Source organism: Castellaniella sp. MT123 (genome assembly GCF_039614765.1).
Lineage (GTDB): Bacteria > Pseudomonadota > Gammaproteobacteria > Burkholderiales > Burkholderiaceae_B > Castellaniella.
The window spans coordinates 2,546,456-2,559,243 of the sequence record NZ_CP154879.1 but is presented as its reverse complement, the minus strand read 5'-3'; the positions used below and the strand labels follow the sequence as shown (position 1 = coordinate 2,559,243).

Below are 12,788 nucleotides of genomic sequence, written 5' to 3'. Positions count from 1 at the left end.
GGCGGTCCCTAGGAGATACCCCATGAAAATGATTCGCGCCCTGACCCTGGAAGATGCCCGCCGCATGGCTGCCGCGGCAGAAACCGAGGCCCGGAACAACGGCTGGAACGTCAGCATCGCCATCTGCGACGCCGGCGGCCACGCCCTGTGGCTGCAGCGCATGGACGGCGCCCCCCTGAACAGCGCCCAGGTCGCCCCCGGCAAGGCGCACACCAGCGCTGTGGGCGGCAAACCCAGCAAGGTCTACGAGGACATGGTCAACCAGGGCCGCTTCGCCGCCCTGTCCATGCCGATCATGCCGCTGGAAGGCGGCGAACCCATCATCCATGACGGCCAGATCATCGGCGCCATCGGCGTCTCGGGCGTGAAGGCCAGCCAGGATGCCCAGGTTGCCCGCGCCGGCGTGGCCGCCCTCGACGGATCCGATCAGGCAACCCAGGGAAAACAGGCATGACCCCCGAGCGCCGCGCCCGCATCCTGGCGACCTTGGGCCCCGCCAGCTCCACGGCGGAACAGATCCGTGCGCTGGTCGACGCCGGCGCCAATATGTTCCGCCTGAACTTCAGCCACGGCAGCCATGAAGACCATGCCGAGCGCTATCGCACCATCCGCCGGATCGAACAGGACATCGGTCGCCCCATCGGCATCCTGATGGATCTGCAGGGGCCGAAGCTGCGGGTCGGCAGGATCGCCGGCGGCAAGACCACCCTGCAGGCCGGCCAGGCCTTTCGTCTGGACCTGGACGCCACCGAAGGCGATGCGCAGCGCGCCAACCTGCCTCATCCCGAAATTTTCGCGGCGCTGGAAGACGGCACCGACCTGCTGCTGGACGACGGCAAGCTGCGCCTGCGCGTGGATCGCCACGGCCCGGACTTCGCCGACACGACCGTAATGGTCGGCGGCCCCTTGTCCGACCACAAGGGGGTGAACGTGCCCGGCGTCATCCTGCCCATCTCGCCCCTGACCGCGAAGGACCGCGCCGACCTGGAATTCGGCCTGTCCCTGGGTGTGGATTGGGTGGCTCTGTCCTTCGTCCAGCGCCCGGAAGACATCGCCGAAGCGCGCAGCCTGATCGGCGATCGCGCCTGGATCATGGCCAAGCTGGAAAAACCGGCCGCCATCGAACATCTGGATGCGATCATCGAACAGGCCGATGGGATCATGGTGGCGCGCGGCGATCTGGGCGTGGAACTGCCGCCCCAGCGCGTCCCCGTGCTGCAACAGCGCATCGTGCGCCACGCCCGCGCCGCGGGCAAGCCGGTGGTGGTTGCGACCCAAATGCTGGAATCCATGATCAGCGCCCCGGTTCCCACCCGCGCGGAAGCCTCGGATGTCGCCACGGCGGTGTACAGCGGCGCCGATGCCGTCATGCTGTCGGCCGAATCGGCATCCGGCCAGTATCCTGTGGAGGCCGTCTCCATCATGACGCGCATCATCCACGAGGTGGAAGCCGATCCGTCCTGGCGCGCCAACCTGGACGCCACCCACGGTCCTGCCGAGGCCAACATCCCGGACGCGATCTGCTGTGCGCTGCGCCGCGTGGCCGGCCTGCTGGAACCCGCGGCCACAGTCGCCTATACCGCCTCCGGCTTCAGCGCCCTGCGCGCCAGCCGGGAACGGCCCACCACGCCGATCCTGGCCCTGACGCCCGAACAACGCACCGCGCGCCGTCTGACCCTGGCATGGGGAGTGCGACCCGTCCACTTCCCCGAACAGCTGCGCGAAGCCAGCGAGATGATCGAGCGCGCCACCGACGCCGCCCTGCGCGCGGGGTTGGCGGCGCCGGGCGACAGCCTGATCGTCATCGCCGGCCTGCCTTTCGGGCGCAGCGGCAGCACCAATCTGCTGCATATCGCCCAGGTGCCAAAGAAATAAGCAGTATCTGAACCGGCATATAGCCAGCCCGCTTCCTGTGAAGCGGGCTTTTTTCTTTATGGGGCGGTAGCTTGCGAGACTTCCGGGGCCGAGATTCAGATCGGGCCGGCGCTTTAACTCTTATACAAGACTGCCTATAATCAGAGGATTACGCCAGATTGCAACGCGACAGGGCGCCCGCGCGTGCGCTGCCCAGTTCAGCCGGACTGCGCGTGCCGGCACCGCGTTCCTGTTTATCTCTCAAGGACCATCATGACCGATCGCATTTCCAGCCATGGCCTCCAGATCGCGGCCGTGCTGCATCAATTCCTCGAACAGGAAGCACTGCCGGGCACCGGCGTGCAGCCCGCCGCCTTCTGGGAAGGCCTGGCTGCGATCATGCACGACCTGGCCCCCAAGAACCGCGCCCTGCTGGCCGAACGCGACCGCATCCAGGCCGCCATGGACGACTGGTACGGCAAACACCCGGGCCCCGTCGCCGACCCGGCCGCCTATCGCGCCTTCCTGCGCGAAATCGGCTACCTGAAGGACGCACCTGCCCAGGTGAAGGTCACCACCGCCAACGTGGACACCGAGATCACATCCCAGGCTGGCCCGCAGCTGGTCGTGCCCATCATGAACGCCCGCTATGCCCTGAACGCCGCCAACGCACGCTGGGGCAGCCTGTACGACGCGCTCTACGGCACCGACGCCATCCCCGAAACGGACGGCGCCACCCGCGCCGGCGGCTACAACCCGGTGCGTGGCGCCCGCGTCATCGCCTTTGCCCGCAAGTTCCTGGACGACAGCATCCCTCTGGTTCAGGGTTCGCACCGCGACGCCGCCGGCTATGCCGTCGTCAACGGAGACCTGCAGGTCACCCTGAAAAACGGCGCCACGACCCGCCTGGCCGACGGCCAGGTCTTCCTGGGCCATCGCGGCAACGCGGCCAGCCCGGAAGCGCTGGTGTTCCGCCACCACGGCGTGCACTTCGAGATCCAGTTCGACGCCAACTCGCCCATCGGCAAGACCGATGACGCCCACATCAAGGACGTGTTGATCGAAGCGGCGCTGACCACCATCATGGACTGCGAAGACTCGGTGGCTGCCGTCGATGCCGACGACAAGGTTCTCGCCTACCGCAACTGGCTGGGCCTGATGAAGGGCGACCTGACGGAGGACCTGCTCAAGGGTGGCAAGACCGTCACCCGTCGTCTGAACGACGACCGCACCTACACGGCGCGCGACGGCGGCACGGGCACTCTGCACGGCCGCTCGCTCATGTTCGTGCGCAACGTCGGCCACCTGATGACCACTCCGGCCATCCTGGACCGCGACGGAAACGAAGTGCCCGAAGGCATCCTGGATGCCGTGTGCACGGCACTCACCGCCATCCCCGACCTGAAAAACCGCAAGAACTCGCGCACCGGCTCGATCTACATCGTCAAGCCGAAAATGCACGGCCCCGACGAGGTCGCCTTCGCCAGCGAGATCTTCGCGCGCGTCGAGAAGCTGCTGGGCCTGGCGCCCAACACGATCAAGATGGGCATCATGGACGAGGAGCGTCGCACCAGCATCAACCTGAAGGCCTGCATCGCCGCCGCCGCCGAGCGCGTGGCGTTCATCAACACCGGCTTCCTGGACCGCACCGGCGACGAACTGCACACGTCCATGCGCGCCGGCGCGATGGTGCGCAAGGGCGACATGAAGAACCAGGCGTGGATCCAGGCCTACGAACTGAACAACGTGCAAACCGGCCTGGAATGCGGCCTGCGCGGCCACGCCCAGATCGGCAAGGGCATGTGGGCCATGCCCGACCTGATGGCCGCCATGCTGGAACAGAAGATCAATCACGTGAAGGCCGGCGGCAACACAGCCTGGGTGCCCTCGCCCACCGCCGCCACGCTGCATGCCCTGCACTATCATCAGGTCGACGTGGTCGAGGTGCAGAAATCCCTGGAAGGCCACCACGAGGACTACACCGACCGCATCCTGACCGTGCCGGTCGCCCGCGACACAAACTGGAGCGCCGAGCAGGTCCAGCAGGAGCTGGACAACAACTGCCAGGGCATCCTGGGCTACGTGGTGCGCTGGATCGATCAGGGCGTGGGCTGCTCGAAGGTGCTCGACATCCATGACGTGGGCCTGATGGAGGACCGCGCCACACTGCGTATTTCCAGCCAGCACATCGCCAACTGGCTGTTGCACGGCATCACCAACCGCGCCCAGGTCGAATCCACCCTGCGCCGCATGGCCGCCATCGTGGACAAGCAAAACGCGGGCGACGCCGCCTACGAGCCCATGGACGGCCACTTCGACACGTCCTGCGCCTTCAAGGCCGCCAGCGACCTGATCTTCAAGGGCCTGGAACAACCCAACGGCTACACCGAGCCGCTGCTGCACCACTGGCGCCAGTTGAAAAAGGCTGAACAGGCCGCCAAGGCCTGATCGCGCATCAGCCGCGTGCCCGGCCCTACGGCCGGGCATCACAGCCCCAGATAGCCCGGGACCGAAGAAGAAGTCGCCGGAGGCAACCGCACCGGCGGCTTCTTGCCGCCAGGAGTAAAATCGCCGCCTGGCCGCCAAGCCCGGCCGTTTCCCTCCTGACGATTCCACATCCATGTCCTTGTCCGAATTCCGCGACCGCTATCTGGTGCGCTTCTGGTCGCCCATTCCCGCCCTGATCGCGCTGGGCGTCGCTTCCGCCTATTACTTTGCCATCACCCACACCTTCTGGGCCGTCACCGGCGAATTCACCCGCTGGGGCGGCCATGTCGCGTCCTGGTTCGGCCTGCATCCGGAACAGTGGACTTACTTTCACCTGATCGGCCTGGAAGGCACTCCGCTGACGCGCATCGACGGCGTCATGATCATCGGCATGCTGCTGGGCGCGCTGTGCACCACATTGTGGGCCAACAACTTCCAGCTACGCAGCCCCGTCAGCAAGCGACGCCTGGCCCAGGGCCTGGTCGGCGGCATCATCGCCGGATTCGGTGCGCGCCTTGCCATGGGCTGCAATCTGGCGGCCTTTTTCACCGGCATCCCCATGTTCTCGCTGCATGCCTGGGCCTTCATGCTGGCCACCGTCGGCGGTGCCTGGATCGGCGTGAAACTGTGCCTGCTGCCGTTTCTGCGCACTCCCTTGCGCCTCAGGGCCCAGGCCAGCCCGCTGTTTTCCGACCCGGCTGCGCTGCAACGCCGCGCCGCCTTGCAGGGTCGGCTGGGGCTGCTCGTCGCGGCCCTGGCGGTCGCCTTCGCCGCCTGGCGCTTTGAAGCCTCCGCCGTGCTGGGGCTGGCGGTCGTGTTCGGCCTGTTCTTCGGCGGTGTGATCGAACGCGCGCAGATCTGCTTCACCAGCGCCGCCCGCGACCTGTGGACGACCGGGCGCACGAAAATTGCCCACGGCATCCTGCTGGGCATGATCGTGGCGTGCTTCGGAACATTTGGCGCCATCGCGCTGGGGGTCGCCCCCAAGATCTACTGGATGGGTCCCAACGCCATCCTGGGCGGCCTGCTGTTTGGCATCGGCATCGTGCTGGCGGGCGGCTGCGAAACCGGCTGGATGTACCGCGCCATGGAAGGCCAGATGCACTTCTGGGTTGTGGGGCTGGGCAACATCATCGGCGGCACGCTGCTGGCCTTCTGGTGGGACGGCCTGGGCACCGCCCTGGCCACCCCGTACCCCAAGATCAACCTGCTGGACAGCCTGGGGCCGGTCCTGGGCCTGTTGATCAGCGTGGCCGGTCTGGTCCTGGCCCTGCTGCTGGTGTCCCTGAACGCCCGCCGCTTTACTGTTTCCCGGAGTTCCGCCGCATGAGTACCCAAGCACAACCCGACCTTTCCCTGGACCTGCGGGGCGAACACTGCCCCTACAACGCGATCGCCACCCTGGAAACCCTGGCCACCATGCAGGCGGGCCAATTGCTGGAGGTCGTCACCGACTGCGCCCAGTCGCTGCACGGCATCCCGGAAGACACTCGCACCAAGGGCTACGACTGCCTGGCGGTGGAACAGCACGGGCCGCTGTTCCGGTTCCTGATCCAGGTGCCGGCGCAGCGCTGATTACCGGCGCACCTGCGCCACCAGCGCATCCAGCCAGGCCAGCATGGTGTCGATCTCGTCGGCCGAGACGTTCAGGGCCGGCATGAAGCGCAGCAGATTGGGGCGCGGGGCGTTCAGCAGCAGACCTTCGGGGGCGCGGTTGCGGGCTGCTTCGACCAGCGCCGGGCCGTCGTCGCGGTCCATGACCAGCGCGCGCAGCAGACCCACACCGCGTTCGCCTTGCATGCCCCATTTGTCCGACAGGGCTATCAACCCGGACGACAACTGAGCCGCGCGGGCGTTGACCGCATCCAGGAAGCCGGGGGCCGTCAGCGCGTCGAACACCGCCACGCCCACCGCCGTCATCAGCGGATTGCCGTTGTAAGTGCCGCCCTGGTCGCCATGTTCGAAACAGCTGACCGCTTCGCGCGCGCACAGCGCCGACAGCGGTACGCCGCCGCCGATGCCCTTGCCCAGCGTCATGATGTCCGGCTCGATCCCGGCATGCTGATAGGCATACAGGCGGCCCGTGCGACCCATGCCGGTCTGCACCTCGTCCACGATCAGCAGCAGCCCCTGTTCACGCGTCAGGGTGCGCAGAGCCTGCAGGAATTCGCGCGTGGCCGGGACCACGCCGGCCTCGCCCTGGACGGGTTCCAGCATCACGGCGACCGTCTGGTCGTCGATCAGGGCACGCACGGATTCCAGATCGTTGAGTTCAGCCTTCGGGAAGCCATCGACCTGCGGCGCGAATTTGCGGTCCCAGCCGGCCTTGCCGGACGCCGACATCGTCGCCAGCGTGCGGCCATGGAAACTGTGATCGAAGGTGATGATCTTGTAGGCGCCCTTGCGGTGCAGCTGGCCCCATTTGCGGGCGAGCTTGATCGCGCCCTCGTTGGCTTCCGCGCCGCTGTTGGCGAAGAACACCCGGTCAAAGCATGAGGACTCGACAATACGACGGGCCAGGTCGATGGACGGCTGGTTATAGAACGCGGGCGACGGGTTGATCAGCGCGTGGGACTGGCGCGCCAGGGCATCGATCATGGGGGCCGGATTATGGCCCAGGCAATTGACTGCCCACCCCTGGATGAAATCCAGATATCGCTTGCCGGTATTGTCCTGCAGCCAGGAGCCCTGGCCGCCGACGAACACCAGTTCGGGGCGCGAAGTAATTTCCATCAAGGCATTGAGCCCTGCACGATCGATGGTCATGGGTACCTATTCCAGAAAGAAACCTGACGCTGCAGCGTCGCCAAACGCTTATTCTAAGTCCGTTGCAGACGTTGCCGAAGACCCGCGGCCCACCGGGCGCCAAACAGGTTCACCATCAGTCCGATCAATACCACAGCGCCGCCCAGCCACTGCCACAGGCCCAGACGCTCGCCCAGAATCCAGTCGGCGCACAGCAGCCCGACCACCGGGATCAGCAGGCTGAGCGGCGCCACACGGGCCACCGGATGGCGCGCCAGCAGCCGCCCCCACAACACATAGCCCACCAGGGTGGCGACCCCCGACAGATAAAACACCACCCCCACCCCGCGCCAGCTGAAATGCGCCAGGCTATCGACGATGCGGTCGGGCCCTTCGAACGCGGCCGACAGCAGCAGAAACGGGATCGGCGGCAGCAACGCCCCCCACACCACCATCGACAGCATGCGCACCTGGCCCGCGCTCTTCAACACGATATTGCCGCCGGCCCAGCTGAAGGCCGCCAGCAGCGTCAGCAGGAAACCCACCAGCGGTACGGCGGTCGAGTCCGCCCCTGCATCCAGCATGACCAGCCCGACAACGGCCAAGCCCATGCCCAGCACGTGATGCGCGCGGATGGCCTCATGCAGCACCAGGGCGGCGATGGCCACCGTGAAGAACGCCTGAGCCTGCAGGACCAGCGAAGCCAGGCCCGCCGGCATGCCCAGATAGATCGCCAGGAACAGGAAGACGAACTGCCCCAGGCAGATGGTCGCCCCATAAGCCACGACATACCGCCAGTGCACCGCCGGCCGTGGTACGAAGAAGATCGCCGGAAACGCGACGAAGAAAAACCGCAGCGCCCCCAGCAGCATGGGAGGAAACTCGTCGATGCCGAACTTGATGACGACGAAGTTGGCGCCCCAGACCATGATGACGATCATGGCGGCCAGGACATCTTTCAAAGGCATGGGGTGTCTCGCTTTGCGCGTGTGTGGTGAGTGTGCGGCAATCCCGTCATGCTACGGTATTTTCCCGGCCTGCCGAGTCGAGATCCTCTCGTGGTGCCATGTGTCGGCATAGAATGGGCGCTTCGCCGTCCAGCCCACCCACCACCATGCGCCTGGCCATCCACAGCCTCTACAGCTATCCCGTCAAATCCTGCGCCGGCATCCGCCACGACCGGGTCCGTGTCTCGGGATCAGGCCTGGAACACGACCGCCAGTGGGTCATTGTCGATGCGCAGGGGATCTTCATGACCCAGCGCCAGCACCCCCGCATGGTGCTGATTCAACCCGACCCCCAGGCCAATGGCCTGTGGCTGCGGGCGCCCGGACAGTCCGACTGCTTCGTCCCGATCACCGGTACGGAGCTTTCTCCCGTTCCCGTCACGATCTTCAGCGCCGACACCCTGGGCGCCGATCAGGGCGACGAGGCCGCCCGGTGGCTCAGCGGCTTCCTGGGGATTGCCTGCCGGCTGCTGCGCGTCCACCCCCAGGCTCACCGCCTGGCCAGCATGCGGCACGTGACCCACTGGATCCAGACGCACCCCGACTGGCCGCAGTCCTTCCTGCCGGTGGACCGTCATGCCTTTGCGTTTGCGGACGGGTTCCCGTTTCTGGTCGCCAACCAGCACTCCCTGGAACAGCTGAACGGCCAGCTGCAAGAGGATGGTCACACCCCTGTGGACATGATCCGTTTTCGGCCCAACATTGTGCTGCAGGGGCTGGAACCCTACGACGAGGACCACCTGGCGGGATTCCGGACCGGCGATCTGGGGTTTGCCTTCGTCAAGCCCTGCGCCCGCTGCCCAATTCCCAATGTCGACCCGCTGACGGGCCGGACCGCTCCCGAGCCAGGCCGCACGCTGGCCCGCCACCGCCAGTTCGAGCAGGGAGTCCTGTTCGGCGTAAACGCCATTGCGGCGCTGCCCGATGGCGAGCAGTGGCTCAGCGTAGGTGACACCATCGAGCCTGAATTCGATTTCTGACACCGGGCGATCAAATGGCTTCGTCGGCCCCCAGCAGCCGGGAAAGTCGGGCGCAGATATCGGCCTGAGTCTGACGCACCACGTCCATCGAAGGCGCGGCCGCGGCGTCGATGCGCGCAATGTACGGCACGTTGACCGCCGCGACGACCTGGTGATTGAGCCCATGCACGGGAAAGGCGATGTTCGTCACGCCCTGAATCTGCTTGCTGGGCATCAGCGAACACCCGGCCTGACGGACCTCGGCCAGCATCGAAAACAGATGCCCCGGGTCAATGTCGAGTTCGCCTTCGACCTTGATATGGTTGCGCAGCATGCGCGCCCGGCCGATCTCATCCTGGTACGCCAGCAGGATATGCCCTGACGAGGTGTCCGTCAGACCCATGAACGCGCCGGTCTTCAGGCCAAAGGACCAGCGCTCGGGGCTATCGACCTGGGCGATGACCACACTGCGGCCCTGTTCGTATACCGCCAGATGGCACGATTGCCGCGCCCGTTCGGCCAGCTCGTTGAGCAACGGCAATGCCGTCCGCACCAGACGCTTGATCGGCGGCTGGCGGTGTGCCAGGCGGAACATCTTCAGGGTCAGTGTGTAGCGGTCATTGTCATCGACCTGGATGTATTCGCGCCGATGCAGGGCCACCACCATGCGGAAGATCTGGCTGACGCTGCGATTCAGCGCATCGGCCAGCTGCTTGAGCGTGCAGCCGTCCGGCGAGTCGCTGAGGACTTCGAGGATGTCGAGACCCTTGTCGAGGGCGGGGGCGTTGTAGCGCACCACTTCCTGGGAATCGATCGGGGTTTCCGGGGAGGCCGTGGGAACACTCATGGGCTTTTGCAACCGTAAAAACGAATCGGGTAAAGCGAATTTAATTTCTTTTGTGAAATTCTACATTCATATAAGAAACGATATTAACTTCATCAAGCGTATTTTTACAAAATTCAGGGTAAATACTGAGTTTTATATTCAGCACATCCCTTTGTTTTCATTAAGATTCATCAGTATCATCCCACTCATATCAAACGAGAAATTAATTTTCATATAAGGAATTCAACAGTTGTCCTGGCCGGTCAGCAGGTCAATTGCCCTATCGAAACCCCTCTGTCCGGGTCACACAAGGAGTCAGCACCATGGCTGGTCGTCTTTCTGGCAAAGTCGCCCTGGTTACCGCTGCCGGCAATGGCATCGGCAAGGCCACCGCGCAGCAGTTCCAGCGCGAGGGCGCGAGGGTCATCGCCACCGACATCGATGAAGCGGCATTGCGTACCCTTTCGGGCTGCGAAATCCGAAAACTCGACGTCACGAACCCGTCGGCCATCGCCGCGCTGGTGGCCGACGTCGGCCCCGTCGACGTGCTGTTCAATTGCGCCGGCTACGTCGACAGCGGATCCATCCTCGAATGCAGCCGCCAGGCCTGGGATTTCTCGCTCGGGCTGAACGTCACGTCCATGTACGAAATGTGCCGCGCCGTGCTGCCGGGCATGCTGGCCAAGGGCGCGGGATCGATCGTCAACGTGTCGTCGGTCGCCTCCAGCATCAAGGGCGTGCCCAACCGCTTCGTCTACGGCACGACCAAGGCGGCGGTCATCGGCCTGAGCAAGGCCATCGCAGCAGACTTCGTCGGCCGCGGCATCCGCTGCAACGCCATCTGCCCCGGCACGGTCGAGTCGCCTTCGCTGCGCGACCGCATGCAGGCGCAGGCCCAGGCACAGGCCGCCTCCATCGACCAAGTGCGCGGCACCTTCGTCGCCCGCCAGCCCATCGGCCGCCTGGGCACCCCCGAGGAAATCGCCGCGCTGGCCGTCTATCTGGCCAGCGAGGAATCCAGCTACACGACCGGCACCGTCAATATCATCGACGGCGGCTGGACCAACTGACACCCATCGTCTAGGAGAACACACATGAAACTATTGCGCTATGGCCCCGTGGGCCAGGAAAAACCGGCGCTGATCGATGCTCGGGGCCATGTCCGCGATCTGTCCTCCGTAATCGACGACATCACGGCGGAATCCCTACGGCCCGCCATGCTGGCCGCGCTGCGCTCGGTCGATCCGCAATCGCTGCCCGTGGTCGAAACGCCCGGTCGCATCGGCGTGCCCTTGCGCAATCCGGGCAAGTTCCTCTGCGTCGGCCTGAATTACAGCGACCACGCCGCCGAAACTGGCGCGGAAGTCCCTGCGGAACCGATCCTGTTCAACAAGTGGTCGCGTCCCTCGGGCGCCAATGACCCCATCGTCCTGCCGCAAGGCTCCGTCAAGACCGACTGGGAAGTCGAACTGGGCGTCATCATCGGCAGCAAGGCCCGCTATGTGTCCAAGGCGGATGCCCTGTCGCACGTGGCCGGCTACTGCGTCATCAATGACGTGTCCGAACGCGAATACCAGCTCGAGCGCGGGGGCACCTGGGACAAAGGCAAGGGCTGCGACACCTTCGGGCCCATCGGCCCCTGGCTGGTGACCGCCGACGAAATCGCCGACCCGCAGAATCTGCCCATGTGGCTGGAAGTCAACGGCAAGCGCTACCAGAACGGCAACAGCAAGACCATGATTTTCGACGTGGCCACACTGGTGCATTACATCAGCCGCTTCACCACGCTGTATCCGGGCGACGTCATTTCCACGGGCACGCCACCGGGCGTCGGGCTCGGTCAGAAACCGCCGGTCTATCTCAAGCAAGGCGATACGGTCCGGCTGGGCATCGAAGGGCTGGGCGAACAGCGCCAGCAGGTGCTGTCCTGGGACGCCGCGCTGCTCGACTGAGCGTCAAGCAGGCCAGCCGATCCTGCGCTGGCCCAACACTCACTAGGAGGAGACATCCATGCAAGGACTCATCGCGTCAAAGTTTCTGAGAAAACTGCTCGTCCCAGTTCTGGGTACGCTGCTGGCGGCGTCGGCGGGCTCGGCCATCGCCACCGACAATTACTGGCAGCAGGTGAAGGATCGCGGCACCCTCAAGGTGGGCGTGCTGGTCGACTGGCCGCCCTACGCGGCGGTCGACGCCAAGAACCAGCCCAGCGGCTACGACGGCGGGGTGGCCAAGCTGCTGGCCGACCACTACGACCTGAAACTGGAATATGTCGTCATGACGGGCCCCAACCGCATTCCGTTCCTGCTGACCGACAAGGCCGACGTGCTCGTCGCTTCCCTGGCGATCACCCCGGAACGTGAAAAGCAGGTCCAGTTCTCCCGCCCCTACTCGGCGGCCAGCATGGTCCTGCTGGGACCCGCCGACGTGAAGATCTCGACGCCCGCCGATTTCCCCAAGTACAAGATCGGCGTCCCCCGCGCCAGCACGACCGATCTCGGCGTGACCAAAGTGGCCCCCGAGGGAACCAAGCTGCACCGGTTCGATGATGACGCCTCCGCCCTGCAGGCCATGCTGGTCGGCCAGATCGATGCCGTGGGCACCTCGTCGGTGATCGCGGCCGACGTGCAGAAGCGCTATCCGGGCAAATACAAGGTGCTGTACGTCGTCAACGAGCAGCTGATGGCGATCGCCATGCGCAAGGACCGCCCCGAACTGCTGAAGGCCATGAACGACTTCATCGCGGCCGACCTGGCCAATGGCAAGCTGAACACCCTGTTCGAGCAGTGGCTCAAGAAGCCCCTGCCCCAATCGGTCACCCAATCCGGCCAATAAGCCCGCGCTGCGGCGCATGGATGCCGGCCGCATGGCGGGCCGGATCCGCGGCCCCTCCCGGCACCCCAAGGCCGGGAG

12 protein-coding genes are annotated in these 12,788 nt (G+C 65.3%); 9 read left to right on the top strand and 3 right to left on the bottom strand.

What is annotated here, in order from left to right:
- Window positions 1-22: 22 nt before the first annotated feature.
- From ABCV34_RS12120 to yedF, 5 genes are all read left to right on the top strand, one after another.
- Window positions 23-454 (top strand): heme-binding protein, encoded by a 432-nt coding sequence (locus tag ABCV34_RS12120; RefSeq protein ID WP_345796461.1) that lies wholly within the window; start codon window positions 23-25, stop codon window positions 452-454.
- Window positions 451-1,875 carry a pyruvate kinase gene (pyk, locus tag ABCV34_RS12115; protein ID WP_345796460.1) on the top strand — a complete coding sequence of 475 codons (1,425 nt, stop codon included), beginning with the start codon at window positions 451-453 and terminating at the stop codon, window positions 1,873-1,875. Before ABCV34_RS12120 ends, pyk begins: the two co-directional genes overlap by 4 nt.
- 252 nt (window positions 1,876-2,127) lie before the next feature.
- Complete coding sequence (locus ABCV34_RS12110; protein ID WP_345796459.1) at window positions 2,128-4,302, top strand: malate synthase G; 2,175 nt, start codon at window positions 2,128-2,130, stop codon at window positions 4,300-4,302.
- A 172-nt stretch (window positions 4,303-4,474) separates the two neighbouring features.
- Window positions 4,475-5,671 (top strand): selenium metabolism membrane protein YedE/FdhT, encoded by a 1,197-nt coding sequence (gene yedE / locus ABCV34_RS12105; protein WP_345796458.1) that lies wholly within the window; start codon window positions 4,475-4,477, stop codon window positions 5,669-5,671.
- A complete protein-coding gene (gene yedF, locus ABCV34_RS12100; protein WP_345796457.1) occupies window positions 5,668-5,916 on the top strand; it encodes a sulfurtransferase-like selenium metabolism protein YedF in 249 nt (82 codons plus the stop codon). The genes yedE and yedF overlap by 4 nt, the downstream gene beginning before the upstream one ends.
- Here yedF and ABCV34_RS12095 read toward each other — a convergent pair whose 3' ends face one another.
- A complete protein-coding gene (locus ABCV34_RS12095; RefSeq protein WP_345796456.1) occupies window positions 5,917-7,107 on the bottom strand; it encodes an acetylornithine transaminase in 1,191 nt (396 codons plus the stop codon). It lies immediately after the preceding gene.
- Between the two features lie 53 nt (window positions 7,108-7,160).
- Entirely contained in the window at window positions 7,161-8,054 is an 894-nt protein-coding gene (locus tag ABCV34_RS12090; RefSeq protein ID WP_345796455.1) for an EamA family transporter, read from the bottom strand.
- Between the two features lie 113 nt (window positions 8,055-8,167).
- Here ABCV34_RS12090 and ABCV34_RS12085 point away from each other — a divergent pair, with 113 nt between their 5' ends.
- Window positions 8,168-9,073, top strand: a complete 906-nt coding sequence (locus ABCV34_RS12085; protein ID WP_345796454.1) for an MOSC N-terminal beta barrel domain-containing protein — start codon at window positions 8,168-8,170, stop codon at window positions 9,071-9,073.
- A 10-nt stretch (window positions 9,074-9,083) separates the two neighbouring features.
- On the opposite strand, the gene ABCV34_RS12080 is transcribed toward ABCV34_RS12085, so the two are convergent.
- Window positions 9,084-9,899 (bottom strand): IclR family transcriptional regulator, encoded by an 816-nt coding sequence (locus ABCV34_RS12080; protein ID WP_345796453.1) that lies wholly within the window; start codon window positions 9,897-9,899, stop codon window positions 9,084-9,086.
- 302 nt (window positions 9,900-10,201) lie between these two features.
- Here ABCV34_RS12080 and ABCV34_RS12075 point away from each other — a divergent pair, with 302 nt between their 5' ends.
- The 3 genes from ABCV34_RS12075 to ABCV34_RS12065 are packed head-to-tail and all read left to right on the top strand — an operon-like array spanning window position 10,202 to window position 12,710.
- Window positions 10,202-10,948, top strand: coding sequence for an SDR family oxidoreductase (locus tag ABCV34_RS12075; protein ID WP_345796452.1), 747 nt, complete (start codon window positions 10,202-10,204; stop codon window positions 10,946-10,948).
- A gap of 24 nt (window positions 10,949-10,972) precedes the next feature.
- Window positions 10,973-11,830, top strand: a complete 858-nt coding sequence (locus tag ABCV34_RS12070) for a fumarylacetoacetate hydrolase family protein (RefSeq protein WP_345796451.1) — start codon at window positions 10,973-10,975, stop codon at window positions 11,828-11,830.
- Window positions 11,831-11,888: 58 nt separating this feature from the next.
- On the top strand, window positions 11,889-12,710 hold the full coding sequence (locus ABCV34_RS12065) for a transporter substrate-binding domain-containing protein (RefSeq protein ID WP_345796450.1): 822 nt from the start codon (window positions 11,889-11,891) through the stop codon (window positions 12,708-12,710).
- The last annotated feature ends 78 nt before the right edge of the window (window positions 12,711-12,788 follow it).

Bases quoted from the DNA above. Each gene is read 5' to 3' on its own strand.
- yedE (WP_345796458.1), top strand. From the start codon at position 4,475: ATGTCCTTGTCCGAATTCCGCGACCGCTATCTGGTGCGCTTCTGGTCG.
- ABCV34_RS12075 (WP_345796452.1), top strand. From the start codon at position 10,202: ATGGCTGGTCGTCTTTCTGGCAAAGTCGCCCTGGTTACCGCTGCCGGC.
- ABCV34_RS12080 (WP_345796453.1), bottom strand. From the start codon at position 9,899: ATGAGTGTTCCCACGGCCTCCCCGGAAACCCCGATCGATTCCCAGGAA.
- yedF (WP_345796457.1), top strand. From the start codon at position 5,668: ATGAGTACCCAAGCACAACCCGACCTTTCCCTGGACCTGCGGGGCGAA.
- ABCV34_RS12070 (WP_345796451.1), top strand. From the start codon at position 10,973: ATGAAACTATTGCGCTATGGCCCCGTGGGCCAGGAAAAACCGGCGCTG.
- ABCV34_RS12090 (WP_345796455.1), bottom strand. From the start codon at position 8,054: ATGCCTTTGAAAGATGTCCTGGCCGCCATGATCGTCATCATGGTCTGG.
- ABCV34_RS12065 (WP_345796450.1), top strand. From the start codon at position 11,889: ATGCAAGGACTCATCGCGTCAAAGTTTCTGAGAAAACTGCTCGTCCCA.
- ABCV34_RS12110 (WP_345796459.1), top strand. From the start codon at position 2,128: ATGACCGATCGCATTTCCAGCCATGGCCTCCAGATCGCGGCCGTGCTG.
- ABCV34_RS12095 (WP_345796456.1), bottom strand. From the start codon at position 7,107: ATGACCATCGATCGTGCAGGGCTCAATGCCTTGATGGAAATTACTTCG.
- ABCV34_RS12120 (WP_345796461.1), top strand. From the start codon at position 23: ATGAAAATGATTCGCGCCCTGACCCTGGAAGATGCCCGCCGCATGGCT.
- ABCV34_RS12085 (WP_345796454.1), top strand. From the start codon at position 8,168: ATGGGCGCTTCGCCGTCCAGCCCACCCACCACCATGCGCCTGGCCATC.
- pyk (WP_345796460.1), top strand. From the start codon at position 451: ATGACCCCCGAGCGCCGCGCCCGCATCCTGGCGACCTTGGGCCCCGCC.